We start from the raw sequence: 26,982 nt of genomic DNA, 5'->3' as shown, positions 1-26,982 counted from the left end.
ACTCACTCCACCGTGACCGATTTGGCCAAGTTGCGCGGTTTATCGACATCCGTCCCCTTGACCAGCGCCGCGTGATACGACAAGAGCTGCAGCGGGATGACGTGGAGCACCGGGGAGAGCATGCCGTAGTGCTCCGGCATGTGCAGGATGTGTACGCCCTCGGATTCGGCGATCTCGCTACCGGCGTCGGCGAACACATACAGTTCGCCGCCGCGGGCGCGCACTTCCTGCAGGTTGGATTTGAGCTTTTCCAGCAGCTCATCGGCCGGGGCGACGGCAATCACCGGCATGTCGCGGTCGACCAGGGCCAGCGGGCCGTGCTTGAGTTCGCCTGCGGCATAGGCTTCGGCATGGATATAGGAGATTTCCTTGAGCTTGAGCGCGCCTTCCATGGCGATCGGCCAGTGGCGGCCGCGACCGAGAAAGAGCGCATGTTGCTTGGCGGCGAAGCGCTGCGCCCAGCGTTCGATCTGCGGCTCCAGCTCCAGCACTTTCTGCACTGCAACCGGCAGGTGACGAAGATTCTGTAGATAGCGCGCCTCGTCCTCGGCCGACAGGCGGCCGGCGAGCTTGGCCAGCGTCAGCGTGAGCAGCGCCAGCGCGGCGAGCTGGGTGGTGAAAGCCTTGGTGGAGGCCACACCGATCTCCGGGCCGGCGCGGGTGATGAAGCGCAGGCTGGCTTCGCGCACGATGGCCGATTCGGGCACGTTGCAGATCGCCAGCGTGCGGGTCATGCCGAGCGCAGTGGCATGTTTGAGCGCAGCCAAGGTATCGGCGGTTTCGCCCGACTGGGAGATGGCCACCACTAAGGTGTCGGGATCGGGCACCGACTCGCGGTAGCGGTACTCGCTGGCAATTTCCACCGCGCACGGCAGCTTGGCGACCGCTTCCAACCAGTAACGCGCCACCAGGCCGGCGTGGTAACTGGTGCCGCAGGCAATCACCAGCACGCGCTTGACCCCGGCGAACACTTCCGGCGCACGCGCGCCGAAAAGTTGCGCCGCAACCGAGCCGCCGCCGGCGATGGTCTCCAGCGTGTTGGCCAGCGCCTGGGGCTGCTCGAAGATTTCCTTCTGCATGTAGTGGCGGAACTGGCCCAGCTCCACCGCGTCGGCCGACAGGCTGGACAGATGCACCTCGCGCTCCACCGCGCTGCCGTCCGGGCGCAGGATGCGGTAACCATCCAGACGCAGTTCGGCCACATCGCCGTCTTCCAGGTAGACCACCTTGCGGGTGACCTGCAGCAGCGCGGCGGTATCGGAGGCGGCAAACATGCCGCCCTCGCCCACGCCCAGCAGCAGCGGGGCGCCACTGCGTGCAACTACTGCGCGATCCGGCTCGGCTTGGGCGATCACACCAATGGCGTAGGCGCCGGTGAGCGCATTGGAGGCCAGGCGCACCGCCTCGAACAGATCGGCGCCGGCGGCGAGTTTGCTATGGATCAAGTGGGCGATGGCTTCGGTGTCGGTGTCGGACTCGAACACGTAGCCATCGGCCTGCAGCGCGCCCTTGATGGCCTCGAAGTTTTCGATGATGCCGTTGTGCACTACGGCCAACCCGCCGGAGATATGCGGATGAGCGTTGCGCTCGGAGGGCACGCCGTGGGTGGCCCAGCGGGTGTGGGCAATGCCGAGGCGGGCGCTGAGGTTGTCACCGGCTGCCAGCGCAGCCAGATCGGCCACCCGGCCGGCCGAGCGCAGGCGGCGCAGGCGGCCGTCGGCAATCACCGCCAGACCGGCGGAATCGTAGCCACGGTATTCGAGCTTGCGCAGCCCTTCGAGCAGGACCGGCACGATATCGGTGGTCGCAATGGCGGTAACGATGCCGCACATGATCAGACTCCTTCTGGCTTGTTCTTGACCGGCCGCCGCCAGCCAGCAAGGCTCACCTGCCGGGCGCGCGATACGGTGAGCTGTCCGGCCGGCGCGTCCTTGGTCAGCGTAGTGCCCGCGCCCAGGGTGGCACCGCGCCCCACCCGCACCGGGGCAACGAGCTGGGTATCCGAGCCTATGAACACATCGTCTTCGATCACTGTGCGGTGTTTGTTGGCGCCGTCATAGTTGCAGGTAATGGTGCCGGCGCCGATATTCACCCGGCTGCCGACGTCGGCGTCGCCCACATAGGCCAGATGATTGGCCTTGGAATGGTCGGCGATACGGCTGTTCTTCACTTCGACGAAATTGCCCAAATGCACATCCGCGCCCAGCTCGGTGCCCGGGCGGGTACGCGCGTAGGGGCCGATCACGCAGGCTGCGCCCATGCGGGTGGATTCGACGTGGGAGAAGGGCGCGATGCGGCTGCCCTGCCCGATGACCGCATCGCGAATCACGCAGTTGGCACCGATGCGCACGCCGTCGGCCAACTCCACCCGGCCTTCGAAAACACAATTGACATCGATCTCGACGTCGCGCCCACAGACCAGCTCGCCGCGCACATCGATGCGCGCCGGGTCGATCAGGGTCACACCCGCCTCCATCAAGCGTAGCGCGATATTGCGCTGGTAGATGCGCTCCAGTTCGGCAAGTTGCGGTTTGCTATTGACACCCAGGGTTTCCCAGACCGCGTCCGGCCGTTCGGTGACCACTTCGACACCATCGGCCACCGCCAGTCCGATGATGTCGGTCAGGTAATACTCCCCTTGGGCATTATCGTTTCCGACACGTGCCAACCAGTCGCGCAAGCGGGCGACCGGAGCAACCAGGATACCGGTATTGACCTCGCGCACTTCTCGCTCGGCCGCGCTGGCATCTTTCTGTTCGACGATGCGGCTGACGCGCCCGTCGGCCTCACGCAGAATGCGCCCATAGCCAGTGGGGTCATCGAGTTCAACGGTAAGCAGCGCAAGCCGTGCATCGCCTGCCGCGGCGCACAGGCGATGCAGCGTGGCGGCGCCGATCAGCGGCACGTCGCCATAGAGCACCAGCGCGGTGTCATCGTCGGTAAGCTGCGGCAGCGCCTGCTGCACCGCATGACCGGTGCCGAGTTGTTCGGCCTGCCGCACCCATACGAGGTCAGGGGCATCGAGCCGCTCGCGCACCTGCTCGCCGCCATGGCCGAACACCACGCAGATGCGCTTAGCCTGCAGACGGCGCGCGGTATCCAGCACATGCGCCAGCAGCGGGCGCCCGGCGAGCGGTTGCAGCACCTTGGGCAACGCAGAGCGCATGCGTTTGCCCTGCCCGGCGGCAAGAACGACCACTTCCATCGAAACTCCAGGGCGTGGGGGAAATGGCGGCGATTCTAACACCGCCGACTACAGCCTCTGCGCGGATGGATTGCACAGCGGTTTCGACGCTGCAAAATTTTTGTTGCACTGCACAGACTCTTTGACCATTGTCTAATAATGGTCATCGATCATGGCTAGAATCGTTCCTTCACCACGCTTACCGATAGCCGGAGTCCGCATGGAGCAAGCAGTCCAGCAATTCATCCAGAACCGCACCTTCGACGAGATCCAGGTGGGCGATTTCGCCCAGTTGGTCCGCACCCTGAGGCCGGAAGACATCCATCTTTTTGCCGTGATGTCCGGCGACGTCAATCCCACCCATGTCGACCCGGAATTTGCCCGTTCCAGCCAGTTCCGCGAAGTGGTCGGTCACAGCATGTGGGGCAGCACCTTGATTTCCACCGTGCTGGGCACCGAATTCCCCGGCCCGGGCACGGTGTATGTGTCGCAAAGCCTCAGTTTCTGGCGGCCAATCACCATTGGCGACACGCTGACCATCACCGTGACCTGCCGCGAGAAGTTCGAGCACAACCATCACATTATGTTCGACTGCCTGGCGGTCAATCAGGACGGGCTCAAGGTCATCGATGGCACCGCCGAGGTGCTGGCGCCGACCGAAAAGATCAAGCGTCCGCGGGTGAATCTGCCCGAGGTGCATATTTCGGATCGCGAGCTGCGCTACAGTCATCTGCTGTCGGTCAGTTCGGGCCTGGCGCCGATTCCAATCGCAGTGGCCCACCCGTGCGATGCCGAATCGCTGCGCGGCCCCATCCAGGCTGCGCGCGCGGGCCTGGTCGAGCCCATCCTGATCGGCCCCGAAGCCAAAATCCGCGCGGTGGCCGAAGAGCACGACATCGACATCCGCGGCTTGCGCATCGTCGATGTGCCGCATAGCCACGCGGCCGCCGATGCCGCGGTGGCCCTGTGCCGCGACGGCGGGGCCGAGGCGCTGATGAAAGGTTCGCTGCACACCGACGAGCTGATGAGCGCGGTGGTGGCCAAGGAAGGCGGTCTGCGCACCGCGCGGCGCATCAGCCACGTGTTCCTGGCCGACGTGCCAACTTATCCGCATCCACTGATGATCACCGATGCGGCGATCAACATCGAGCCCACGCTGGAGGCCAAGGTCGACATCATCCAGAACGCCATCGACCTGGCGCATGTGCTGGGCTTGGCCGAACCCAAGGTGGCCATCCTGTCGGCGGTGGAAACGGTCACGCCCAAGATCCGTTCCACCATCGAAGCGGCCGCACTGTGCAAGATGGCCGACCGCGGCCAGATCAAAGGCGGGGTGCTCGACGGCCCCTTGGCCTTCGACAACGCGGTATCACTGGTCGCTGCCAAAACCAAGGGCATCCGCTCGGCGGTCGCCGGCAACGCCGACATCCTGGTGGTGCCGGACCTGGAATCCGGCAACATGCTGGCCAAGCAGCTCGAATATCTGGCCGATGCCTTGATGGCCGGCGTGGTGCTGGGCGCGCGGGTGCCCATCGTGCTGACCAGCCGCGCCGACACCGCAGAAACCCGCGCGGCCTCCTGCGCCATCGTGCAATTGATCGCGCACAAACGGCGGGAGGCGAAGATCGGATGAAAGCGGTACTGGTTCTCAACGCCGGATCGAGCAGCCTGAAGTTTGCGCTGTTTGCCACCGAACCGACGCTGGCCGAGCGCGCGGCGCTGGCCGGGCAGATCGAAGGCATCGGCGCCATGCCCGAGCTCTCGGCCCATGATGCCCACGGCACGCGCTATCGCGAGCCGGTGATCAGCACCGGAGAGCAGGCCGAACAGCATCGGGACGCGCTGACCCATCTGTTGCGCTGGTTGAGCGCACACAATCCGGACCTGGAAATCATCGCCGCCGGACATCGCATCGTCCATGGCGGCGAGCGCTACAGTGCGCCGGTGCGCCTGACCGAGGCGGTGCTGCGCGAACTGGACGAATTCGTGCCGCTCGCCCCGCTGCACCAGCCGCACAATCTGCGCGCGGTGCGCGCGGTAGCGGCGTTGCTGCCCGACATTGCGCAGGTCGGCTGCTTCGATACCGCTTTCCATCGTACCCAGCCTGCGCTTGCACAAGCGTTTGCACTGCCCCGTGCGCTGAGCGCCGAAGGCATCAAACGCTACGGCTTCCACGGCTTGTCCTACGACTACGTGGCGCGCCAGCTGCCGCAGGTCATCGGTGAGCGGGCCGCGGGCGCCGTGGTGATTGCTCATCTTGGCAACGGCGCATCGATGTGCGCAATGCGCGGCGGTCAAAGCGTCGCCTCAACAATGGGCTTCACTGCGGTTGAAGGGCTGATGATGGGCACCCGCAGCGGCAGTGTGGACCCCGGCGTGCTGCTCTACCTGATGGAGCACAAGGGCATGGACGCCAAGGCGCTCACCCGGCTGCTTTACAAGGAATCCGGTCTGCTGGGTGTGTCCGGCATCAGCCAGGATATGCGCACGCTGCTCGCTTCCGACGCCGCCGAAGCGCGTGAGGCGGTGGATCTGTTCTGCTACCGGATCGCACGCGAGCTGGGCTCCTTGGCCGCGGCGGCAGGCGGTTTGGATGCGCTGGTCTTTACCGGCGGCATTGGCGAACACGCCGCGCCGGTGCGCGCCAAGGTTGCGCAAATGGCCGCCTGGCTGGGGGTTGAGATCGATGCGGTGGCCAACGAAGCGCATCGCCTGCGCATCGACAACGCCAACAGCCGGGTGGCTGTAGCAGTGGTGCCGACCAACGAGGAAGGCATGATTGCGCGCTATACCATAGAGCTACTCGGCCGCGGGTAAAAGCAGGGCGGCCCGCAGGCCGCCCGGCTCAAGCCACGGTCACAGCGCACTCAGCGCGGCAGCACGCTGTCGCCCATCAGGAAGGCATCGACCTCGCGCGCGCACTGACGGCCCTCACGAATCGCCCACACCACCAGCGACTGTCCTCGCCGCATGTCGCCCGCGGCGAACACGCCGGGCACGTTGGTGGCATAACACCCTTCGCCGTCGGTGCTGGCACGGGCATTGCCACGGCTGTCTTTTTCCACACCGAAGCTGTCGAGCACCGAGCCCAAAGGATTGGTAAAGCCCATGGCAAACAGCACCAGATCGGCCTTGAGCTCGAACTCGGAGCCCGGCACCTCGCTCATTTTGCCGTCCTTCCACGCCAGGCGGACGACTTTGAGCGCCTTGACCCGACCGTTCTCACCAACGAACGCCTTGGTGGCCACGGCAAACTCCCGCTCGCAGCCTTCCTCGTGAGAGGTGGAGGTGCGCAGCTTCACCGGCCAGTACGGCCAGGTCAGCGCCTTGTTTTCCTGCTCGGGCGGCATCGGCATCAATTCGAGCTGGGTGACCGACAAGGCGCCATGCCGGTTGGCGGTGCCGACACAGTCCGAGCCGGTGTCGCCGCCGCCGACCACCACCACATGCTTGCCCTTGGCAGAGATCGGGTTGGGCGCGCCGCCGGCCACTTGCTTGTTCTGCGGAATGAGAAACTCCAGAGCGAAATGCACGCCGGCAAGCTCACGCCCCGGCACCGGCAGATCGCGCGGCACTTCCGCGCCACCGGCCAGAATGACCGCATCGAAGGAGCTCCTCAGCGCTTCGGCCGAGAGCACTTCGGTAGCATCGTTGATGATGCCCGCAGGCACGTCGCTGGGGCCAACCAGCACCTCGGTCCGGAAAGTCACTCCTTCGGCCTCCATTTGCCGGATGCGGCGGTCGATGAGATGCTTTTCCATTTTGAAGTCGGGGATGCCGTAGCGCAGCAGGCCACCGATGCGATCGTTCTTTTCGAACACGGTGACATCATGGCCGACCCGGGCCAATTGCTGCGCCGCAGCCAAGCCCGCCGGGCCGGAGCCGACAATGGCCACTTTCTTGCCGGTCTTCGCCGCCGGCGGCTGAGGCTGCACCCAGCCTTCTTCCCATGCCTTATCGATGATCGCCCGCTCGATCGACTTGATGCCGACCGGATCGGCGTTGATGCCCAGGGTGCATGCCGCCTCACAGGGCGCCGGACAAATGCGGCCGGTAAATTCCGGGAAATTGTTGGTCGAATGCAGCACCTGGAGGGCGTTGTGCCAATCGCCGCGATAGACCAAGTCATTCCAGTCCGGAATGATGTTGTTGACCGGACAGCCGTTGTTGCAGAACGGAATGCCGCAGTCCATGCAGCGCGCCCCCTGCACCGCGGCTTGTGCATCGGTCAGGCGGACGGTGAATTCGCGGTAGTCCTTGACCCGCTCGGCTGCGGGCTTGTACGCCTCGGAAAGGCGCTGGTATTCGAGGAACCCAGTCGGCTTGCCCATCTCAAGCGGCCTCCAGTTGCTGTTGCTTTTGCGCGGCCATCTCGGCCAGCGCGCGACGGTATTCGTGCGGGAAGACCTTCTTGAAGCGCCCACGCCAATGGGCCCAGTCATCCAGGATCATGCGCGCACGCGCACTGCCGGTGAAGCGCACATGGCGCTCGATCAGGCCCTTGAGGATCAACTCGTCACCCATGGTGAGGTGGTCGATGTCCACCAGCCCGTGGGATTCGAGCTCATCGCCCGATTCCGAGCCTTTGCGCGCCTCGATCTCATCGGGCAGCGGCTCGAGGGCCACCTGCGCCATGTTGCAGCGCTGCGCGAAGCTGTCGTCCTCATCGAGCACGTAAGCCACTCCGCCCGACATGCCTGCGGCAAAGTTGCGCCCGGTCTGGCCCAACACCACCACGGTGCCGCCGGTCATGTATTCGCAGCCATGGTCGCCCACGCCTTCCACCACCGCGGTGGCGCCGGAGTTGCGCACCGCGAAGCGTTCGCCGGCCACGCCGGCAAAGTACACCTCGCCTTCGGTGGCGCCATAGAGCACGGTGTTACCCACGATGATGTTGTCAGCGGTGGCACCGCGGAACTCGGCCGGCGGACGCACCACGATACGCCCGCCGGACAGGCCCTTGCCAACATAGTCGTTGCCCTCGCCCACCAGCTCCAAAGTCACGCCTCGCGCCAGGAAGGCGCCAAAAGACTGTCCGGCGGTGCCGGTCAGCTTGACGTGGATGGTGTCGGCAGGCAGGCCGGCATGGCCATAGGCCTGGGCAACGCGCCCGGAGAGCATGGCGCCCACGGTGCGGTTGATATTGCGCACCGGCAGTTCGATACGGACTTTTTCGCCTTTTTCCAGCGCCGGCCGGGCCAGCTCGATGAGTTGGTTGTCAAGCGCTTTGTCCAGCCCGTGATCCTGGTTTTCGGTGTGTAGCCGGGGCACGCTGGCCGGCACGTTGGGACGGTAGAAAATGCGGGAGTAGTCCAGTCCGCGTGCCTTCCAGTGCTCGATGCCCTTCTTCATGTCGAGCAGATCGGCACGCCCGATCAGGTCGTCGAACTTGCGGATGCCCAATTGGGCCATCAGTTCGCGCACCTCTTCGGCCACAAAGAAGAAGTAATTCACCACGTGTTCAGGCTGCCCCTGGAAGCGCGCGCGCAGCACCGGGTCCTGGGTGGCCACCCCCACCGGACAGGTGTTGAGGTGGCACTTGCGCATCATGATGCAGCCTTCCACGACCAACGGCGCGGTGGCGAAACCAAATTCATCCGCGCCCAGCAGCGCGCCGATGACCACGTCGCGGCCGGTTTTCATCTGGCCGTCGACTTGCACCCGCACGCGCGAGCGCAGACGGTTGAGCACCAGGGTCTGCTGGGTCTCGGCCAGGCCCAGTTCCCACGGCGAGCCGGCGTGCTTGATCGAGCTCCAGGGCGAAGCGCCGGTGCCGCCGTCATGACCGGCAATGACGATGTGGTCGGCTTTGGCCTTGGCCACCCCCGCGGCCACGGTGCCGACGCCGATCTCGGACACCAGCTTCACCGAGATGCTGGCCTGCGGATTGACGTTCTTCAGATCATGGATGAGCTGCGCCAAGTCTTCGATCGAATAGATGTCATGGTGCGGCGGAGGCGAAATCAAGCCGACCCCGGGCACCGAGTGGCGCAGATAGCCGATATATTCGGACACCTTGTGGCCGGGTAGCTGACCGCCTTCGCCGGGTTTGGCCCCTTGGGCCATCTTGATCTGGATTTGGTCGGCATTGACCAAATACTCGGCGGTGACGCCAAAGCGACCGGAGGCCACTTGCTTGATCGCCGAGCGCAACGAGTCGCCCGCAGACAGCTCGATATCGCGCTCGACGCGGCTCTTGCCGATGATTTCGGAGAGCTTCATGGCCTGGACGATGGGCTTGAAGCGCATCGGATCCTCGCCGCCTTCACCGGTGTTGGATTTGCCGCCGATGCGGTTCATGGCGATGGCCAAGGTGGTATGCGCCTCGGTGGAGATGGAGCCGAGCGACATTGCGCCGGTGGCAAAACGCTTGACGATCTCCTTGGCCGGTTCGACCTCCTCCAGCGGCACCGGCGGTGCGGCGGGTTTGATCTCGAACAGTCCGCGCAGCGTCATATGGCGCTTGCTCTGGTCGTTGATCAGGCGGGCATATTCCTTGTAGGTGTCGAACTTGCCCGAGCGGGTGGCGTGCTGCAGCTTGGCGATGGCATCCGGCGTCCACATATGCTCGTCGCCGCGCACACGGTAAGCGTATTCACCGCCGGCATCGAGCATGTTGGCAAGCACTGGGTCCGCGCCGAAGGCTTTCTTGTGCAGGCGGATGGATTCTTCCATGACCTCGAACACGCCCATGCCTTCGACCTGGCTGACGGTGCCGGTGAAATATTTGTCGAGCAGCGCTTGTTGCAGACCGACCGCTTCGAAAATCTGCGCGCCGGTATAGGACATGTAGGTGGAAATGCCCATTTTGGACATCACCTTCATCAAGCCCTTGCCAATGGCCTTGACGAAGTGCTTGACGTATTTTTCTGCCGTTTCGGCGTCGCCTGCGAGGCTCTGCAGAGTTTCCAGCGCCAGATAGGGGTGAACCGCCTCGGCCCCATAACCGGCGAGCACTGCAAAATGGTGCACCTCGCGTGCGCTGCCGGTTTCGACTACCAGGCCGGTGCGGGTGCGCAGGCCCTTGGTGACCAGATGCTGGTGGATCGCCGAGAGCGCCAGCAGGGCCGGGATGGCAACATTGTCGGCATCGACCTTGCGGTCGGACACCACCAGGATGTTGTAGCCCTGCAGCACCGCGTCTTCGGCCTCGGCACACAGCGACGCCAGACGCGCCTCCACGCCTTCCTTACCCCAGGCGGCCGGATAGCAGATGTCCAGCTCGGCCGAGCGGAACTTGTTGTGGGTGTAACGCGCGATGTTGCGGATCTTGGCCATGTCGGCAAAATCCAGCACCGGCTGCGACACCTCCAGACGGAACGGCGGGTTGATCTCGTTGATTTCCAGCAGGTTGGGACGCGGCCCGATGAAGGACACCAGCGACATCACCAGTTGCTCGCGGATCGGATCGATCGGCGGGTTGGTGACCTGGGCGAAAAGCTGCCGGAAGTAGTTGTAGAGCGGCTTCTCCTTGGCAGACAACACCGCCAGCGGCGAATCGTTGCCCATCGAGCCGGTGGCTTCCTCGCCGGATTTGCCCATCGGTTCGAGGATGAACTTGATGTCCTCCTGGGTGTAGCCGAAAGCCTGCTGACGGTCGAGCAGGCTGGCGGTGCACTCGGGCGCCGCCGCACGGGCCGGCGCTTCCAGGCCATCGAGCTTGATGTTGATGCGGCGCAACCACTCGGCGTAAGGGCGTGCGCTGGCGAGCGACTCCTTGAGCTCTTTGTCGTCGATGATGCGGCCTTGCTCCATGTCGATCAGGAACATCTTGCCGGGTTGCAGCCGCCACTTCTTGACGATCTTGCTTTCCGGGATCGGCAACACACCCGATTCGGAAGCCATCACCACCAGATCGTCATCGGTGACCAGATAGCGCGCCGGGCGCAGACCATTGCGGTCCAAGGTGGCGCCAATCTGCCGCCCGTCGGTAAACGCCACCGCGGCGGGGCCATCCCACGGTTCCATCATCGCCGCGTGATATTCGTAAAACGCACGACGGCGCTCGTCCATGTGAGTGTGCGACTCCCAGGCCTCGGGGATCATCATCATCACCGCGTGGGCCAAGGAATAGCCGCTCATCACCAGCAGTTCGAGCGCATTGTCGAAGGCGGCCGAGTCGGACTGGCCAGGGTAGATCAACGGCCAGATCTTTTCGAGATCGGCGCCCAGCATCGGCGAAGACACGCCTTTTTCACGTGCGCGCATCCAGTTGTAGTTGCCGCGCAGGGTGTTGATTTCGCCGTTATGGGCGATGTAGCGGAACGGATGCGCGAGATTCCATTTCGGGAAGGTATTGGTCGAAAAGCGCTGATGCACCAGCGCCAGGGCGGACACCGCACGCGGATCGACCAGGTCGAGGTAATACTCGCCCACCTGATGGGCAAGCAGCAGACCCTTGTAGTTTACGGTGCGCGCGGACATGGAGACCATGTAGAACTCCTGTCCGTGCTTGAGATTCAACGCGTTGATGGCGTTGGCGGCGCGACGGCGCGCCACGTAGAGCTTGCGCTCGAGCGCCTCGGTAACCATGATGTCCGGGCCGCGGCCAACGAAAACCTGCCGGATCACCGGCTCTTTGGCCTTGACCGCAGGGCTCATCGGCATCTCACGGTTGACCGGCACATCGCGCCAGCCCAGCACCACCTGACCTTCGGCGCGCACCGCGCGCTCGATTTCTTCTTCACAGGCCAGACGCGATGCTTGTTCTTTGGGCATGAACACCATGCCGACACCGTATTCGCCTGGCTCCGGCAGGACGACCCCCTGCTTGGCCATTTCTTCGCGGTAGAGCTGGTCCGGGATCTGGATCAGGATGCCTGCGCCGTCGCCCTGCAGCGGGTCTGCCCCCACCGCGCCGCGATGATCCAGATTTTTCAGGATTTCGAGGCCCTGCAGGATGATATCGTGAGACTTCCGGCCCTTGATGTGAGCAATGAAACCCACGCCACAGGCATCGTGTTCGTTTGCCGGGTCGTATAAACCCTGCTTCTGGGGGAGATCCATCTCGTTCTTCCTCGAAACAACACGTTCGCCGGACGAATCCGGCACGAATCAGGCCGCAGCCAGCTGAAGCAATCGCCCGCACCAAAAAAAGTGCATCGCGCAAAAAAACGCCGGTCCTCTAGCACCGGCGGTTTTTGTCGTCGCGCACACAGGCGCCCGCATCTTACTTTTTGCAGAGCGGCCGATGAATATACCCCCCTGCCCTGTATCGTTCAAGTTTTTTGCGCTGCGGCAACTCCATGATCGGTCAGTGGATTTCACCCACCGCAAAGAGGCGGCGATGCTCCTTGATGGCGTAGCGGTCGGTCATGCCAGCGATGTAGTCGGCAATGGCGCGCGGCTTGTCATCGGCTGCGCGGCGCTGATACTGCGGCGGCAGCAGACGGGGGTCGGCCATGAAAGCGTCGAACAGGTCGCGGACGATGCGCCGCGCCTTGTCGGTCATACGCAGCACCTGATAGTGATGGTATAGATTGTCGCGCAGGAAGGTCTTCAACACCTGCAGGCGCGGACGCAATTGATCGGAGTACGCCACCAGCCGCGGCGCGGCACGGACATCGGCCAGCGACTCCACCCGTGCCGCGGCGATGTTCGCACGGGTTTGGGCAATCAGGTCGAGCACCATTTGATTGATCATCCGTCGGATAGTCTCGTGAATCAGCCGGCGCCCGGCCAGACCGGGCCAGAGCCGCTCGACCTCGCGCCGGTTGTCGGCAAACACCGGCACGGCTTCGAGCTGTTCCAAGGTGATCAGCCCGGAGCGCAGCCCATCGTCCACATCATGGTTGTTGTAGGCAATCTCATCGGCCAGGTTGGCCAATTGCGCTTCGAGCGACGGCTGGGTGCCGTCCAGAAAGCGCTGGCCCAGCTCGCCGAGTTGCGTGGCATGAACCCGCGAGCAGTGTTTGAGGATGCCCTCGCGGGTTTCAAAACACAGGTTCAAGCCGTCGAAACCCGCATAGTGCTCTTCGAGCAGATCGACGGTGCGCAGCGACTGTAAATTGTGCTCGAAACCGCCATACGCCTTCATGCAGGCATTGAGCGCCTCCTGCCCGGCATGACCGAAGGGCGTATGCCCCAGATCGTGGGCCAGCGCGATGGCCTCGGCCAAATCCTCGTTCAAGCCCAGAATACGCGCAATGCTGCGCGAAATCTGCGCGACTTCGATGCTGTGGGTCAGCCGGGTGCGAAAAAGGTCGCCTTCGTGGTTAACGAACACCTGGGTCTTGTACTCCAGGCGCCGGAAGGCGGTGGAATGCACGATGCGATCACGATCGCGCTGAAACTCGCTGCGTTCGACCGGAGGCGGTTCGGCATGTACCCGCCCCCGGGAATGACGCTCGTCGACCGCGTAAGGGGCAAGCGCGTTCATGCACAGCACGCCTCGATGGTTGCAGCAATCTGTTCGCCCGAGGCCGCATCACTCACCACCGCCTGGCCAATCGCCCGCAGCAGCACCAGTCGCAGGCGACCGGCTTCCACTTTTTTGTCATGCGCCATCAGATCGAGATAGCGCGCCGCGCCCAACGCCGGTCCTTTTACCGGCAACCCGGCGCGACCAAACAGCGCCATTACCCGCTCCAACGCCGCCGCCTCCAGCCAACCGAGCTGGCACGACAGGTGCGCGGCCATGACCGTGCCGGCCGCCACCGCCTCGCCATGCAGCCAGTGGCCGTAGCCCAGCCCCGCTTCGATGGCATGCCCGAAGGTATGCCCAAGATTGAGCAACGCGCGTTCGCCTCGCTCGGTTTCGTCGGCAGCCACCACCTCGGCCTTGTTGCGGCAGGAGCGCTCGATGGCATAAGCCAGCGCCGCTGGATCGCGATCGAGCAAGCGCTCGAGATGCGCTTCCAGCCATTCGAAGAAAGCAAGGTCGCGTATCAGGCCGTATTTGATGACTTCTGCCAAACCGGCTTTCAGCTCCCGCTCGGGCAAAGTGTCGAGCGTGGCGGTGTCGGCCAGCACCAGCCGGGGCTGGTAAAAAGCGCCGATCATGTTCTTGCCCAAGGGGTGGTTGATGGCGGTTTTGCCACCCACCGAGGAATCGACCTGCGACAGCAGCGTCGTCGGCACTTGGATGAATGGCATGCCGCGCTGATAGGTGGCTGCGGCGAATCCGGCCATGTCGCCCACCACGCCACCACCGAGCGCGATCAGCGTGGTGGAGCGCTCACAGCGCGCCGACAGCAGGGCATCGAAGATCAGATTAAGCGTCTGCCAATCCTTATAGACCTCGCCATCGGGCAGCACGACCGCCGTAGTGCGCACACCATTGGCCTGCAACCCGCTTTCGAGACGCTCGAGATAAAGCGGCCCCACCCGGTCGTTGGTCACAATCGCCACCCTCGGATACTTCAGCCGCGCAAGAATCAGCGACGGGTCGTCGAGCAGGCCGCGGCCGATATGAATGGGATAGCTGCGCTCACCGAGCGCAACATCGAGGGTATTCAAGACCATTTTTCGCAGGACTCCAGCGCTTTCAGAATCTGCCGCACCATGCTGCCGGGGTTGCTCCGCCCCCCGTCGACAATAATGTCGGCAATTTCCCGGTAAAGCGGATCGCGCTGACGATGCAGCGCCGCAATATGCTCGCGCGGATTCGGCACCTGCAGCAACGGGCGGTTGCGGTCATTGCGGGTGCGCTCCCACAAGATTTGCGGCGGCACATTAAGATAGATCACCACGCCGCGTTCGGCCAACAGCGCGCGATTAGCAGGATCCAGGACCGCCCCTCCGCCGGTGGCGATCACCACACCGTCGGACCGGGTGAGTTCATCGATGACCTGGGACTCCCGCCGGCGAAACCCCGCCTCGCCCTCGATTTCGAAAATCGTGGGGATATTCACGCCGGTGCGCGCTTCGATTTCATGATCGCAATCGACGAAGCGCATCCCGCAGCGCTTTGCCAACTCGCGTCCGATGGTGGTCTTGCCGGCGCCCATCATGCCGATCAGAACGATTCGATCCACGCAGGTGTTAGATTGATGTCAAGCGCAAAACGCCGACGCGCCGCATGCACGCGGCGCGCTATTCGGCATCGATGGTAAGGGGCCGCCAATCAGCGCAGGGTCAGTGCTTCGGAGACGATACGCGGTGTGATGAAAACCAATAGCTCGGAGCGTTTGGACGAGCGCTTGGTGTTCCGGAACAAAGCACCGACCACTGGGATTTCGCCCAGCACCGGTACGCGGGAAACACTGTCGTCATTGGACTCTTCGTAAATCCCGCCCAGTACCACGGTCCCGCCGTTTTCGACCAGCGCCTCGGTTCTGACGTTTTTGGTGTCGATGGCAGGCACAGGGAAGCGCGCATCGAACACCGCGCGGTCTTTATTGACCGCCACCTGAAGCTGGATACGCCCATCCGGCGTGATCATGGGCTTGACCTTCAGGGACAGCACCGCTTTTTTGAATGAGACGTTGGTCGCACCCGAACTGGTCGCCTCTTGATAGGGAATTTCCTCACCCTGTTCGATGACCGCCTCGACCTGATTGGCAGTCAGCACCCGGGGACTGGAGATGACCCGCCCCCGTCCGTCGGATTCGAGCGCAGAGAGTTCGAGATTGAGGAAACGGGTTGCCGAAGCATTGAACAACGCCAAGTTCAGTGTCGAGAACGTGGCCGATGGCGCCACACCACTTTGCGCCCCGGTTCCGGTCAACGGCTGGCCAACGCCGGGAATTTGCCCCATACCCAAGCGCGCGCTGTCGCCCAAGCGCATCGCAGCATTATCCGTAAAGTTCATGCGCACGCCGACTTCTCGGGCGAAGTCCTTGGTCGCTTCGACGATACGCGCTTCGATCAGCACCTGCCGAGGCGCCACATCGATTTCGCCGATCACACGACGCACATCGGCCAGACGTGAAGCCACATCGGTCACGAAAATCTTGTTGCTGCGATCGTCCACGACGACGCTTCCGCGTTTGGACAGCAGCGTCTGATCACGACTTTTGAGGAAGTCGTGGATCTCCTTGGCCCGATGGTAGTTGATCTGAAAGCTCTCGGTTTGCAACGGCTCCAAATCACCAATCTGGGCAAGCGCTTCCAGTTGCAACTTCTCCCGGGTCGCCAGCTCCTCGCTGGGCGCAATCCAGATCACATTGCCATTTTTGCGCATGTCCAGGCCCTTGGCCTGCAAAATGATGTCCAGCGCCTGATCCCATGGCACGTCCTTGAGCCGCAAGGTCAAGTTGCCACTGACCGAATCGCTGGTGATGATGTTGAAATCGGTGAAATCGGCAATCACCTGCAACACTGCCCGGACATCGATGTTCTGGAAATTGAGCGACAGCCGCTCGCCGCCGTACTGCCCACGCGGCGTACCTTGCACCAGCTTGTTCGGGTCCTCGGTCACACGACGGACTTCGAGCACGAACATGTTGTCGCTTTGATAGGCGTTGTGCTCCCACAATCCGGTTGGGGTGACCACCAGACGAACGTTATCGCCTTGCTGTTGCGCGGTGATGGCGCTCACCGGAGTACCGAAATCGAGCACGTCGGAGCGACGGCGCAAATGCTCGGGCAGGGCGGTTTTGATGAACTCCACGATCAGATTCGGACCCTGCTTGCGGATATCGATGGGCGTGTCCGGGCTGGAAAGTTCCACCATGACCCGACCTTCGCCTTCTTTCCCTCTGCGAAAATTCACATCGCGAATACTCTTGCTTGCCTCGGCTGCAGCAGACGATGAAGCGGCAAAATTGGCGATCGGCTGTTCTGCCGTGGCCTGGACGATGGTTTCTTGCGGAATCGGGCTGAGCGTGATGATCAGCGCATTGCCTTCCAGGCGGGTTTCATATGGCGCCATGCGCGCCAAGTTCAGTACCAGGCGGGTGCGGTCGCCGGCTTGCACGATGTTGGCGCTGACGAGGTCGCCGGCATTGATCGGCTGCGTATTGCGTCCCAGTGCGTTCGCCGTTCCCGGAAAATCGAAAGCGATACGCGCGGGGTTGGCCACGCTGAAACTCGCCGGCACGGCAGACAAGGGCTGCTGCAGAGTCAGCTTGACATACACTGAGCCGCCTTGCTGGGCAACTTCGAGGTTTTCGATACGGTTTCCAGCGCTGGCCTGGGCCTGTTCGACGGCGCTTTGCGCACGCACCGTGAACGGGCTCAGTCCCGATCCGGCAAACAAGGCTGCGAGCAGCAGCGTCGCGATGCGAATTTTCATTGTTTACTCCCCTGCTGCTCCTGCAAAAGCAGCGAACTGCTTCGTTCTATCCAGTCGCCATTGGCATCTTCGACGAGTTCACGCAATTTCACTTCGGTTTCCGAAATTGCGGTCACCACACCGAAATTCTGGCCCATATAGTTGCCGACCCTGACTTGGTGAATGGCATTGTCCGCTTTGATCAATGCTTCAGCCTGTTTGCCTTGCATGATGACGCCGACCATGGTCAGCGATTCCAGCGGATAAGCTTCCAGCGGCTCACGGCGCCGGTTCAAATCCGGCTTGAGGCCCCCGCCGCCACCGCTGCCCGCGCGCTGTTCGGGCACAATGCGCTCGCTGCTGAACGGACTTATCAAACCCTGTGCCTCATACTCGACGATAGGAAAAGGCTTGATTTCGGGCAGCGGCTTGACCGCTCCCCGCATTCCCTGTGCTTGCTGCGCCATCCACGCATGGATGTCCTCTTCCTCGCTCGCGCACCCGGCGAGCAAGCCGACGGCCAACACCATGACCGAAGCGCTGAGTTGAATGCGGCCCCTCATTTGCGTTCCCCGGCCTTTTTCTGCGCTGCCTGTTTGTGAGCTGCCAGTTCTTCCTCGTCGAGATAGCGATAGGTCACCGCCTTGGCTTCGAGTTTCAAGCGCCCGTCCCGCGTCCCCTCGACAGCAATATCGTTGAGCGTGACAATCCGCGACATCTTGGCCACATCGCCGGCAAATGCGCCCAGATCGTGGTAGCCGCCGAGCACACGGATATCGATGGGCATTTCAGCGTAAAAGTCTTTGATCACGTCCGCACCGGGTTTGAACAGATCAAACTGCAGGCCGCGCCCCAGACCGGCCTGGTTGATCTCGGCCAACAGCGAATCCATTTCGGCGCGGTTGGGCAACTGCCGCAGCAGCGCACCGAACTGGCGGTCGATTTCCTCCAGTTGCCGCTTATGCTCATCGAGGTTGACCGCAAGGCGTTTTTTGGTCACCCACTGTTCGCGCAAGGTGATTTCTTCGGCCTCGTGCTGGGCGAGCGTCTCCATTTGATCCCGCCAATCGAACCACCATGCCGCCGCGAGCGTGGCGACCAGCAGCCCGATGAACACCGCCACCTTGGGTGCGGTGGGCCACAGCCCGGGGTCGTTCGGGTCCAGCCCCTTGAAGTCTTGTACGATCCGATCGAAGTCGATCGCTTTGGCTGCACCGCGGATCTGGTTCGGCTTCATCCACGCATCTCCTTGATGCCGCCTTGTTCTTCCTTGGGTTGCTCGATGGTGACGTTGAGGGTGAATTCGCCGACTCGGCGACCGTCCACCGTTGCGGCCTTGATTTCGACCAATTGCGGCTGAGTGAGGTAGGGCGATTCGTCCAGCGCCCGCATGAGATGGGAAACCCGCGCGTTCGACTGCGCGTAGCCGACCAAGGTGATCAGCCTGGCAGTCTGTTTGATCGACTTCAGATAGATCCCTTCAGGCATCTGGCGGGCCATTTCGTTGAGCACATGCACCGTTTGGGCGCGGTCGCTTTGCAAGGATTCGATCACCCGCTTACGGGCCAGCAGGGCGTCGATTTGTTCCCGAAGGCGTTTGATTTCGGCGATTTCCGTGTCGAGCTTGGCGATCTCGGTTTTGAAAATCTGATTCTTGCGGTCCTGACGCTCGATGAACCCGCCAATCACGGTATGCACCGCAAAAGCAATCGCCAACCCCAAAACGATCATCAGCCCGGAGACCACATAGAACTGCTGGCGGCGTTCTTTGCGCTTGATCTCGCGGTGCGGCAACAGGTTGATGCGGATCATGTGTCGAACCTCCGCATGGCCAGCCCGCACGCGACCAGCATACCCGGCGCGTCCGCCTGCAGGGCCTTGGGGCGGACCTGTGAGGACAGGGACATGCCTTCGAAGGGATTGGCAACGCTTGTCGGAATCTGTGTGCGGCCGCCAACCAGTTCCGCCAGACCGGGTAGGACTGCGCAGCCGCCGGCCAACACGATGTGATCGACCTGGTTGTACTGCGTGGAAGTGAAGAAGAACTGCAGCGCCCGGGACACCTCGAGGGCGAGGCTGTCGAGAAATGGGCGGAGCAGGTCGGTTTCGTAATCCTTCGGCAAACTGGCGCTGCGTTTGGCGGCTTCGGCCTCTTCCAGGCTCATGCCGTATTGCCGGGCGATGTCCTGGGTCAGTTGATTGCCGCCGAAGGACTGCTCACGGCTGTAGACCTGCTGGCCATTGCGTAACACAGTGACCGTGGTCACGCTGGCGCCGATGCTGATCAGCGCGATGATCTGATCACGCCCCTGCCCGGGCAGGCGGCGGCGGATCAGCTCGAACGCCGCCTGCGCGGCGAACGAATCGACATCCATGATGACCGCCTTGAGTCCCGCCAGTTCGGCCGCAGCCACACGATCCTCGACTTTTTCCTTACGCGATGCGGCAATCAGCACCTCGACCTCGTCGGCGCTGTCCCCCAACGGCCCGATGACCTGAAAATCCAGGTTCACCTCGTCCAGCGCAAAGGGGATGTACTGATTGGCCTCGGACTCGACCTGAACTTCCATTTCCTGCTCGCGCAAGCCTGCTGGCAGGATGATTTTCTTGGTGATGACCGCAGAAGCAGGCAGCGCAACCGCCACGTTCTTCAGCCCCGCGCCCATGCGGCGCGCTGCCCGGCGGATCGATTCGCCCACCGCTTCCAGGTTGGCGATGTTGCCATCGACCACCGCATCGCGGGGTAGCAGCTCGATCGCATAGCGTTCGACACGGAACCCCTCTTTTTCCGAGCCCGACAATTCGACCAGCTTGACCGATGAAGATGAAATATCCAGACCGGCCAACTGTCGCGCCTTGGGGCTGAACATGGCGAAGTCGATCACAAAGAAAATCCTTTAATTTCTTTATGTTAGGCTTATTTACTAAATAAGCATCTCAAATGCTAGCAACAACATTGTCAAGTGTAAAGCAACATCCCTTGACAAACCGGCGTGAAGCACTCCCACCGGCGCCCCTTATAATCGCGCCCTTGAACCAACGGACGGATTGCCAATGCGCTGGGTTCTCTACCCCCTGGCCTTTATCTTCGTACTGCTCGTCATCGGCTTGGCCACACTGACGGCCGCCGCCACGCTGGCCTGGCCGAATCTGCCGTCGCTGGAGACGCTCACCGACTATCGTCCCAGAATCCCGCTTCGAGTATACACGGCCGATGGCTACCTGCTTGGCGAATTCGGCGAAGAACGCCGCTCGGTGGTGCGTATCGGCGACGTGCCGGCCGTGCTCAAACAGGCCATCCTCGCCGCCGAGGACGAACGCTTCTACGAGCATTCCGGCGTCGATCCAATCGGCATTTTGCGCGCGGCGCTCGCCAACCTCACCTCCGGCGGTCGCGGACAAGGTGCGTCGACGATCACCATGCAGGTGGCGCGCAATTTCTTTCTGACCCGTGAAAAGACCTATAACCGCAAGCTGTACGAAATTCTGCTCGCACTGAAAATCGAGCAGAACCTCAGCAAAGACCAGATTCTCGAGCTCTACATCAACCAGATTTATCTCGGCCAGCGCGCCTATGGGTTTTCGGCTGCGGCGCGCACTTATTTCGGCAAGTCCTTGGAGCAGCTCACGCTGGCCGAAGCCGCGGTATTGGCCGGATTGCCCAAAGCCCCATCCGCCTTCAACCCGGTGGTCAACCCGGCGCGCGCCGAAGTACGCAAACAGTATGTGCTGCGCCGCATGCTGGAAGCCGGATTCATCGACCAGTCGGCCTACCGCGCCGCGGCCGACGTGCCACTTCAGACCGTGCGGCAAAAACGCAACGACAACTCGGTCGACGGCGACTACGTGGCCGAGATGGCCCGCCAGTTGGCGGTCGAACAGTTTGGCGAAGAAGCCTATCAACTGGGTATCCGCATCATCACCACGGTCAGGCGTGAAGACCAGATCGCCGCACGTCGCGCCCTGCAGGACGGCGTGCTGGCCTACGACCGGCGTCACGGTTATCGAGGGCCGGAGGCGTTTGTCGACCTTGGCAGTGCGGGGCAAACCAAATCCGAACGACTCGACGAATTGCTGTCCGACTATGACGACGTTGGCGACCTGCTGGCCGCAGTGGTGCTGGAGGCCTCGCCCAAAGCGGTGCGAGCCTACCGTCGCGGACAAACCTTGACCATCGAGGGCAAAGGTTTGCGCTTTGCCGCGCCGATGCTCGCGGCCAATGCGCCGCAAGCGCGGCGCATCCGCCCCGGTGCGATCGTCCGCATCCGTGACCTGGGTAGCGACGGCTGGGAGATCCTGCAAGTGCCCGAGGTCCAGGCAGCACTGATGTCCGTTGACGCCAAGACCGGCGCGGTACGGGCCTTGGTGGGCGGCTTCGATTTCAACCGCAACAAGTTCAATCACGCCACCCAGGCCTGGCGTCAACCAGGCTCCAGTTTCAAACCTTTCATTTATTCGGCTGCGCTGGAGCGGGGCTTTTCGCCCAGCAGCCTGGTCGAGGACGGACCGCTGTTCTTCCCCGCCGGGGTCACCGGCTCGCAGGATTGGGCGCCGCGAAACTACGACGGCAAATTCGACGGCCCGATGACGCTGCGCGACGCACTGGCGCGCTCCAAGAATATGGTATCGATCCGCGTCCTGCAGGCCATCACGCCCCAATACGCGCAGGACTACATTACCCGCTTTGGGTTCGAGGCGGCCAAACATCCGCCCTATCTCACCATGGCGCTGGGCGCCGGCAGCGTCACGCCCTGGCAGATGGCCGCTGCGTACGCAGTGTTTGCCAACGGCGGCTTCCGCATCGAACCCTATGTGGTTTCCCAGATCGTCGACGGTGAGGGCCATGTGATCGCCAAGGTCGATCCCCCGGTGGCGGGACAGAGTGCGCCGCGGGTCATCGATCCGCGCAATGCGTGGTTGATGGATTCGATGCTGCAGGATGTGGTGCAGCGCGGCACCGCGACCCGGGCACGCGCACTCGGGCGCGGCGACCTTGCCGGCAAGACCGGCACCACCAACGATTATTTGGACGCCTGGTTCTGTGGCTACAACCCAGACTTGGTGGCCGTCAGTTGGGTGGGTTTCAGTCAGCCGCGCAATCTGGGTCGAGGCGAAACCGGCGGCTCGGCCGCGCTGCCGATCTGGGTGGACTACATGCGCACCGCGCTCAAGGATGTTCCGGAGCAGCCGCGTCCGCGCCCGGAGGGCCTGGTGGAAATTCCGCGTGCCGGCGGCGTCCGCGCCGAATTCGTCTATCGCGAGAACTTGCCGCCCGAACCCCAACCCCTGCCGGTGCTGCCGTTCAATTTCTCGCCGGCCACCGAATCGCCGGACGAAGCGCTGCCGCCTGTGCCGCCTGTGCCGCCGCCCAGCGTGCCGGTCACCCCCGCACCGGTGATCGAGCGCTCTTTCGGTTCGCCCTGATCAGCGATGCGGACGAAGCGTCACCGTCTCGCCGGCCTGCTCGCTGACCACGCGCGACAGCAGCTCGTAGAGTTCGGCGCCGTCTCGGGTGGCGATCCAGCGACCGTCCTGTGGGCGAAAATGAAACCCCCCCGAGCGCGCTGCCACCCAGATTTCACGCGCCGCGCTATGGCGGTTGATGATGATTTTGCTGTCGTCCTCGAACACCACTTCGACAACGCCGCCCGGCTGCGTGTCCACCTCGAGCTGAGCGCCGCAGCGCTCCAGCGCTTCTTCGATGCGGCGCAACTCCGCCTCGGCCAACGCATTGAACATCGATTCTTCCATGCTGCCTCCTTCTGTTAGCATTCGCGTCTTTCAGCGGCCCCGAAAGCGGATTCCGATGCGCAACAAGGTTCTTCTCGCAACGCTAGCCAGCACGCTCATTGTCTCGGCCTGCGGCCTCAAGGGCCCGCTCTACCTGCCCCAGCCGCCGGCTGCGGGCGCCGATCATAGCAAAGAGCCGCCCGTACAAGTACCGACCCGATGAGACCCGAGTTTCCCGTTCCCACCCTGTCGCGCGACCCGCGCGGACTACGTCTGGAAGGCGTGGCCTTGGCGGACATTGCCGCTGCCTACGGCACCCCGGCCTATGTCTATTCGCTGGCCGCACTGCGCGCCGCCTTTAAAGCTTATCAAGACGCGCTCGCCGGCCGTCCGGCACTGGTGTGTTACGCGGTCAAGGCCAACTCCAACCTCGGCGTGCTGTCGGCCTTCGCCCGTTTGGGTGCAGGCTTCGACATCGTCTCCGGCGGCGAGCTGGCGCGTGTGCTGGCAGCCGGCGGGAGTGGGGCACGGGTGGTGTTTTCCGGCGTCGGCAAGAGCGAGACCGAAATGCGCCAGGCGCTGGACGCCGGCATCCGCTGCTTCAATGTCGAGTCCGCCGCCGAACTGGACCGTCTGTCCGCGGTCGCGCAGCAGATGGGCAAGGTCGCGCCGATCGCCCTGCGCGTCAACCCGGATGTCGACCCCAAGACCCATCCCTATATCTCCACCGGCCTGCGCAGCAACAAGTTCGGCGTGGCCTTCGACGAAGCGCTGGCGCTGTATCGCCGCGCCGCCGCCCTGCCCGGGCTGCGGGTGGCGGGCATCGGCTGCCATATCGGCTCGCAGTTGCTCGATGGCGCCCCGGTGGTGGAGGCCGCCGAGAAAGTGCTCGGCTTGGTCGACCGCCTGGCGGCCGAGGGCATCGCGCTCGAACACATCGATCTGGGCGGAGGCCTCGGCATCCGTTACCGCGACGAAAACCCGCCAACGGTGGCTGAATACCTCGGCCCGCTGCTGTCGCTCTTTGCCGGCCGGCGCGAGGAACTGCTGCTCGAACCGGGGCGCTCGCTGGTCGGCAACGCCGGCCTGCTGCTCACCCGCATCGAGTATCTGAAACCCGGCGTGGAAAAGAATTTCGCCGTGGTGGATGCGGCGATGAACGATCTCGCCCGTCCGGCACTCTATGATGCCTGGCACGAGGTGGTCGAAGTCGCCCCGCGCGCCGGTGCCGCACGGCCGTATGAAATCGTCGGCCCGATCTGCGAGAGTGGCGATTTCCTTGCCCACGACCGCCGGCTGGCGGTCGAACCCGGCGATTTGCTGGCCATTCTATCGGCCGGCGCCTACGGCATGACGATGAGCTCCAATTACAACACTCGGCCCCGCGCGGTGGAGCTGATCGTCGATGGCGATCGGGTGCACCAGGTGCGCGCGCGGGAGACGGTCGAACAGCTGTACGCCGGCGAACGCCCGCTGGACTGACCGCCCATCGGCCTGCAAAAAAGCCGGCAGACCTTCAGCCCTCGGTTTTGCGGCGCTCGGCTTCCTCGATCAGCGCGCGACCCAAGGCTTTCCATACCGGCCCGCCATGGGTATGTACGCCGAATTCGGCGCTCTGCGTCATCGTCCTGAGCATCAATGCCGCCAGCGCAAAGAGTTCGGCACGCGCCCGCCGCTTGAGGTCCGGGCTGCGCAGCGCCTCCAGATTGCAGGCCGGATCACAGGCCAACGCCTCGCGCGCCAAGACCCGCACCGCGGCCGCATCGTTCCAGTCGATGCCCAGCGCAATGCCGCGCCGGACGATCTCGCGCTCCAATTCCTGAGCGTCGCGGTCGAAATGGCCAAATCCGCTCATCGTCCGCCCAGCTCCTCCAGGCAGCGCACCAGCGCCTGTTCCCAGTGCGGCAGGCGCAGACCGAAGCGTGCCGCCAGCGCCTGCTGGTCCAAACGGGAGTTGCGTGGCCGTGCGGCTGGCGTCGGGTATTCGGCGCTGGCAATCGGCGCCACCTCGGTCACCTTGAGTCTGTGTTGCGGCAGCAAGCGCCGGGCGTGGGTAAAAATCGCCTCGGCAAAGCCGTGCCAGCTGGTTTCGCCACCACCGGCCATGTGGAACAGCCCGGAACGGAACGTGCCCGCCGCCCGCTCGCGGGCGGCTTGTACCATGGCTTGTGCGCTGGCGTCGGCGATGTTGCGTGCCCAGGTGGGCGCACCGATTTGATCGGCCACCACGCGCAGCCGCTCGTGCTCAGCCCCCAGCCGCAACATGGTGAGCAGGAAATTGGCCCCACGCGCGGCATACACCCAGGTGGTGCGGAACATCAGGTAATCGCAACCGGAGCTTAGCACCGCGCGTTCGCCAGCCAATTTGCTGCGGCCATAGGCGTTCAGCGGCGCAACCGGATCGTTCTCCAGATAGGCGCCGGCTTTGCTGCCGTCGAATACGTAGTCGGTGGAGTAATGCACCAACAAGGCGCCAGCGCGACGCGCGGCCACGGCCAGCTCACCCACCGCCTCGGCATTGATACGGTAAGCGAGCGCTTCCTCGGTTTCCGCCCGGTCGACTGCGGTATAGGCTGCCGCATTGACGATGACCGCCGGCCCAACTTCGGCCACCAACGCGGCCAGCGTCTCAGGGCGGGCCAGATCGCAGCGCTCCCGTTCAGGAACGATCACCTCGCCCACCGGCATCAGGCTGCGGGCCAACTCCCAGCCAACCTGGCCACGCGCGCCGATGAGCAAAATTCTCATACCTGAGCCCCAGAGGCGGCGTAGTGGGTGGCAATCCAGTCACGATAGGCACCGCTTTGCACATCCGCCACCCACGCTTGGTTACTCAAATACCACTGCACCGTCTTGCGAATGCCACTGGCGAAGGTCTCCGCCGGCCGCCAGCCCAGCTCACGCTCGATCTTGCGCGCGTCGATGGCGTAGCGGCGGTCGTGCCCCGGCCGGTCCTGCACGTAGGTGATCAGGCGCTCGTGCGGACCTGCCGGGTCCGGGCGTAGTTCGTCGAGCAGCGCGCAGATGGTACGCACGATGTCGATGTTGGGCATCTCGTTCCAGCCGCCAATGTTGTAGGTTTCACCAGGCCGGCCGCGCGCGAGCACCGCGCGGATCGCCGCACAGTGATCGCCCACATACAGCCAGTCGCGCACATTCATACCGTCGCCGTAGATCGGCAGCGGCTTGGCGGCCAGGGCGTTGGCGATCACCAGCGGGATCAGCTTCTCGGGAAACTGGTAAGGGCCGTAGTTGTTCGAGCAGTTGGTGGTGAGCACCGGCAGCCCATAGGTGTGGTGCCAGGCGCGCACCAGATGGTCGGAGGCCGCCTTACTGGCCGAATACGGACTGTTGGGCGCATACGCCGTGGTTTCGGTAAACGGCGGATCCTGCGGCCCGAGCGAACCATAGACTTCGTCGGTAGACACATGCAGGAAGCGGAACGCCGCCTGCGCATCGCGATCCAGCTCCCCCCAGTATGCGCGCGCCGCCTCCAGCAGCGTGAAGGTGCCCTCGATATTGGTACGTACAAAGGCGGCTGGGCCGTGAATGGAGCGGTCGACATGGCTTTCCGCGGCAAAATGGACGATGGCGCGAGGGCGGTACTCGGCCAGCAGGCGGCCAAGCAGCGCGCCATCGCAGATGTCGCCGCGGACAAACACATGGCGCGGGTCACCGGCCAGACTGGCCAGATTTTCCAGATTGCCGGCGTAGGTCAGCGCATCGAGATTGACCACCGGCTCATCGACAGTGGCGAGCCAGTCGAGCACGAAATTGGCACCGATGAACCCGGCGCCGCCAGTCACGAGAATCATGTCGGAATCCGTTGGCAGAAGTCATACCGCGCAGGATGGATAAAATATGAAACCCGCCTGCCCTGCGGCAAAAGCCGGCATTGTACTCTGCCCGCATT

General features: G+C 63.4%; 21 protein-coding genes. 5 read left to right on the top strand and 16 right to left on the bottom strand.

Annotated features, from left to right (window positions below):
* Window positions 1–2 precede the first annotated feature (2 nt).
* Both glmS and glmU read right to left on the bottom strand, forming a co-directional pair.
* Entirely contained in the window at window positions 3–1,832 is a 1,830-nt protein-coding gene (glmS, locus tag DIE29_RS00800; RefSeq protein WP_102040589.1) for a glutamine--fructose-6-phosphate transaminase (isomerizing), read from the bottom strand.
* A gap of 2 nt (window positions 1,833–1,834) precedes the next feature.
* Window positions 1,835–3,205, bottom strand: a complete 1,371-nt coding sequence (gene glmU, locus DIE29_RS00795; protein WP_102040588.1) for a bifunctional UDP-N-acetylglucosamine diphosphorylase/glucosamine-1-phosphate N-acetyltransferase GlmU — start codon at window positions 3,203–3,205, stop codon at window positions 1,835–1,837.
* Between the two features lie 199 nt (window positions 3,206–3,404).
* On the opposite strand from glmU, the gene DIE29_RS00790 reads away from it, so the two are divergent.
* Together DIE29_RS00790 and DIE29_RS00785 are read left to right on the top strand one after the other, a co-directional pair.
* On the top strand, window positions 3,405–4,817 hold the full coding sequence (locus DIE29_RS00790) for a bifunctional enoyl-CoA hydratase/phosphate acetyltransferase (protein WP_102040587.1): 1,413 nt from the start codon (window positions 3,405–3,407) through the stop codon (window positions 4,815–4,817).
* The gene (locus DIE29_RS00785) at window positions 4,814–6,001 is read left to right on the top strand and encodes an acetate/propionate family kinase (RefSeq protein ID WP_114648921.1); all 1,188 of its coding nucleotides are present in this window, start codon (window positions 4,814–4,816) and stop codon (window positions 5,999–6,001) included. The genes DIE29_RS00790 and DIE29_RS00785 overlap by 4 nt, the downstream gene beginning before the upstream one ends.
* Before the next feature lie 50 nt (window positions 6,002–6,051).
* On the opposite strand, the gene DIE29_RS00780 is transcribed toward DIE29_RS00785, so the two are convergent.
* The 10 genes from DIE29_RS00780 to DIE29_RS00735 all read right to left on the bottom strand — a co-directional run bounded on the left by DIE29_RS00780 (window position 6,052) and on the right by DIE29_RS00735 (window position 20,224).
* Window positions 6,052–7,515 carry a glutamate synthase subunit beta gene (locus DIE29_RS00780; RefSeq protein ID WP_114648920.1) on the bottom strand — a complete coding sequence of 488 codons (1,464 nt, stop codon included), beginning with the start codon at window positions 7,513–7,515 and terminating at the stop codon, window positions 6,052–6,054.
* Between the two features lies 1 nt (window position 7,516).
* The gene (gltB, locus tag DIE29_RS00775; protein WP_114648919.1) at window positions 7,517–12,190 is read right to left on the bottom strand and encodes a glutamate synthase large subunit; all 4,674 of its coding nucleotides are present in this window, start codon (window positions 12,188–12,190) and stop codon (window positions 7,517–7,519) included.
* Window positions 12,191–12,437: 247 nt separating this feature from the next.
* Entirely contained in the window at window positions 12,438–13,562 is a 1,125-nt protein-coding gene (locus tag DIE29_RS00770; protein WP_114648918.1) for a deoxyguanosinetriphosphate triphosphohydrolase, read from the bottom strand.
* Window positions 13,559–14,641 carry a 3-dehydroquinate synthase gene (gene aroB, locus DIE29_RS00765; protein WP_114650220.1) on the bottom strand — a complete coding sequence of 361 codons (1,083 nt, stop codon included), beginning with the start codon at window positions 14,639–14,641 and terminating at the stop codon, window positions 13,559–13,561. Before aroB ends, DIE29_RS00770 begins: the two co-directional genes overlap by 4 nt.
* Window positions 14,638–15,135, bottom strand: a complete 498-nt coding sequence (locus DIE29_RS00760) for a shikimate kinase (RefSeq protein WP_205409754.1) — start codon at window positions 15,133–15,135, stop codon at window positions 14,638–14,640. The genes aroB and DIE29_RS00760 overlap by 4 nt, the downstream gene beginning before the upstream one ends.
* Window positions 15,136–15,248: 113 nt before the next feature.
* The gene (pilQ, locus tag DIE29_RS00755) at window positions 15,249–17,360 is read right to left on the bottom strand and encodes a type IV pilus secretin PilQ (RefSeq protein ID WP_114648916.1); all 2,112 of its coding nucleotides are present in this window, start codon (window positions 17,358–17,360) and stop codon (window positions 15,249–15,251) included.
* Window positions 17,357–17,869, bottom strand: coding sequence for a pilus assembly protein PilP (locus tag DIE29_RS00750; protein WP_237269479.1), 513 nt, complete (start codon window positions 17,867–17,869; stop codon window positions 17,357–17,359). Before DIE29_RS00750 ends, pilQ begins: the two co-directional genes overlap by 4 nt.
* Before the next feature lie 29 nt (window positions 17,870–17,898).
* A complete protein-coding gene (locus DIE29_RS00745; RefSeq protein WP_114648914.1) occupies window positions 17,899–18,576 on the bottom strand; it encodes a type IV pilus inner membrane component PilO in 678 nt (225 codons plus the stop codon).
* Window positions 18,573–19,151: a PilN domain-containing protein gene (locus DIE29_RS00740; protein WP_102040578.1), complete on the bottom strand. Its 579-nt coding sequence runs from the start codon at window positions 19,149–19,151 to the stop codon at window positions 18,573–18,575. The genes DIE29_RS00745 and DIE29_RS00740 overlap by 4 nt, the downstream gene beginning before the upstream one ends.
* On the bottom strand, window positions 19,148–20,224 hold the full coding sequence (locus DIE29_RS00735) for a pilus assembly protein PilM (protein ID WP_418333082.1): 1,077 nt from the start codon (window positions 20,222–20,224) through the stop codon (window positions 19,148–19,150). Before DIE29_RS00735 ends, DIE29_RS00740 begins: the two co-directional genes overlap by 4 nt.
* 169 nt (window positions 20,225–20,393) lie before the next feature.
* Here DIE29_RS00735 and DIE29_RS00730 point away from each other — a divergent pair, with 169 nt between their 5' ends.
* A complete protein-coding gene (locus tag DIE29_RS00730) occupies window positions 20,394–22,763 on the top strand; it encodes a penicillin-binding protein 1A (protein WP_114648913.1) in 2,370 nt (789 codons plus the stop codon).
* Here DIE29_RS00730 and cyaY read toward each other — a convergent pair whose 3' ends face one another.
* Window positions 22,764–23,090, bottom strand: a complete 327-nt coding sequence (cyaY, locus tag DIE29_RS00725; protein WP_102043045.1) for an iron donor protein CyaY — start codon at window positions 23,088–23,090, stop codon at window positions 22,764–22,766.
* On the opposite strand from cyaY, the gene lptM reads away from it, so the two are divergent.
* Both lptM and lysA read left to right on the top strand, forming a co-directional pair.
* Window positions 23,041–23,292 carry an LPS translocon maturation chaperone LptM gene (lptM, locus tag DIE29_RS14960; protein ID WP_418333079.1) on the top strand — a complete coding sequence of 84 codons (252 nt, stop codon included), beginning with the start codon at window positions 23,041–23,043 and terminating at the stop codon, window positions 23,290–23,292. The two genes, cyaY and lptM, sit on opposite strands and share 50 nt — an antisense overlap.
* The gene (gene lysA / locus DIE29_RS00715) at window positions 23,289–24,551 is read left to right on the top strand and encodes a diaminopimelate decarboxylase (RefSeq protein WP_114648912.1); all 1,263 of its coding nucleotides are present in this window, start codon (window positions 23,289–23,291) and stop codon (window positions 24,549–24,551) included. Before lptM ends, lysA begins: the two co-directional genes overlap by 4 nt.
* Window positions 24,552–24,585: 34 nt before the next feature.
* Here lysA and DIE29_RS00710 read toward each other — a convergent pair whose 3' ends face one another.
* From DIE29_RS00710 to rfbB, 3 genes are read right to left on the bottom strand one after another with little or no spacing between them, the layout of a single operon-like run.
* Window positions 24,586–24,924, bottom strand: a complete 339-nt coding sequence (locus DIE29_RS00710) for a hypothetical protein (protein WP_102040574.1) — start codon at window positions 24,922–24,924, stop codon at window positions 24,586–24,588.
* The gene (gene rfbD, locus DIE29_RS00705) at window positions 24,921–25,817 is read right to left on the bottom strand and encodes a dTDP-4-dehydrorhamnose reductase (protein WP_102040573.1); all 897 of its coding nucleotides are present in this window, start codon (window positions 25,815–25,817) and stop codon (window positions 24,921–24,923) included. Before rfbD ends, DIE29_RS00710 begins: the two co-directional genes overlap by 4 nt.
* On the bottom strand, window positions 25,814–26,884 hold the full coding sequence (gene rfbB, locus DIE29_RS00700; protein ID WP_114648911.1) for a dTDP-glucose 4,6-dehydratase: 1,071 nt from the start codon (window positions 26,882–26,884) through the stop codon (window positions 25,814–25,816). Before rfbB ends, rfbD begins: the two co-directional genes overlap by 4 nt.
* Between the last annotated feature and the right edge of the window lie 98 nt (window positions 26,885–26,982).

It is taken from the genome of Pseudothauera hydrothermalis (assembly GCF_003345255.1).
GTDB classification, from domain to species: Bacteria; Pseudomonadota; Gammaproteobacteria; order Burkholderiales; family Rhodocyclaceae; genus Pseudothauera; species Pseudothauera hydrothermalis.
Note: the sequence above shows the minus strand (reverse complement) of the source record. Positions and strands in the feature narration are given on the sequence as shown.

What these genes read in the sequence shown, in the direction of transcription:
- glmS (WP_102040589.1), bottom strand. Translation starts at nt 1,832, where the DNA reads ATGTGCGGCATCGTTACCGCCATTGCGACCACCGATATCGTGCCGGTC.
- glmU (WP_102040588.1), bottom strand. Translation starts at nt 3,205, where the DNA reads ATGGAAGTGGTCGTTCTTGCCGCCGGGCAGGGCAAACGCATGCGCTCT.
- DIE29_RS00790 (WP_102040587.1), top strand. Translation starts at nt 3,405, where the DNA reads ATGGAGCAAGCAGTCCAGCAATTCATCCAGAACCGCACCTTCGACGAG.
- DIE29_RS00785 (WP_114648921.1), top strand. Translation starts at nt 4,814, where the DNA reads ATGAAAGCGGTACTGGTTCTCAACGCCGGATCGAGCAGCCTGAAGTTT.
- DIE29_RS00780 (WP_114648920.1), bottom strand. Translation starts at nt 7,515, where the DNA reads ATGGGCAAGCCGACTGGGTTCCTCGAATACCAGCGCCTTTCCGAGGCG.
- gltB (WP_114648919.1), bottom strand. Translation starts at nt 12,190, where the DNA reads ATGGATCTCCCCCAGAAGCAGGGTTTATACGACCCGGCAAACGAACAC.
- DIE29_RS00770 (WP_114648918.1), bottom strand. Translation starts at nt 13,562, where the DNA reads ATGAACGCGCTTGCCCCTTACGCGGTCGACGAGCGTCATTCCCGGGGG.
- DIE29_RS00760 (WP_205409754.1), bottom strand. Translation starts at nt 15,135, where the DNA reads ATGATGGGCGCCGGCAAGACCACCATCGGACGCGAGTTGGCAAAGCGC.
- pilQ (WP_114648916.1), bottom strand. Translation starts at nt 17,360, where the DNA reads ATGAAAATTCGCATCGCGACGCTGCTGCTCGCAGCCTTGTTTGCCGGA.
- DIE29_RS00750 (WP_237269479.1), bottom strand. Translation starts at nt 17,869, where the DNA reads ATGGTGTTGGCCGTCGGCTTGCTCGCCGGGTGCGCGAGCGAGGAAGAG.
- DIE29_RS00745 (WP_114648914.1), bottom strand. Translation starts at nt 18,576, where the DNA reads ATGAAGCCGAACCAGATCCGCGGTGCAGCCAAAGCGATCGACTTCGAT.
- DIE29_RS00740 (WP_102040578.1), bottom strand. Translation starts at nt 19,151, where the DNA reads ATGATCCGCATCAACCTGTTGCCGCACCGCGAGATCAAGCGCAAAGAA.
- DIE29_RS00730 (WP_114648913.1), top strand. Translation starts at nt 20,394, where the DNA reads ATGCGCTGGGTTCTCTACCCCCTGGCCTTTATCTTCGTACTGCTCGTC.
- lptM (WP_418333079.1), top strand. Translation starts at nt 23,041, where the DNA reads ATGCGGCGCAACTCCGCCTCGGCCAACGCATTGAACATCGATTCTTCC.
- cyaY (WP_102043045.1), bottom strand. Translation starts at nt 23,090, where the DNA reads ATGGAAGAATCGATGTTCAATGCGTTGGCCGAGGCGGAGTTGCGCCGC.
- lysA (WP_114648912.1), top strand. Translation starts at nt 23,289, where the DNA reads ATGAGACCCGAGTTTCCCGTTCCCACCCTGTCGCGCGACCCGCGCGGA.
- DIE29_RS00710 (WP_102040574.1), bottom strand. Translation starts at nt 24,924, where the DNA reads ATGAGCGGATTTGGCCATTTCGACCGCGACGCTCAGGAATTGGAGCGC.
- rfbD (WP_102040573.1), bottom strand. Translation starts at nt 25,817, where the DNA reads ATGAGAATTTTGCTCATCGGCGCGCGTGGCCAGGTTGGCTGGGAGTTG.
- rfbB (WP_114648911.1), bottom strand. Translation starts at nt 26,884, where the DNA reads ATGATTCTCGTGACTGGCGGCGCCGGGTTCATCGGTGCCAATTTCGTG.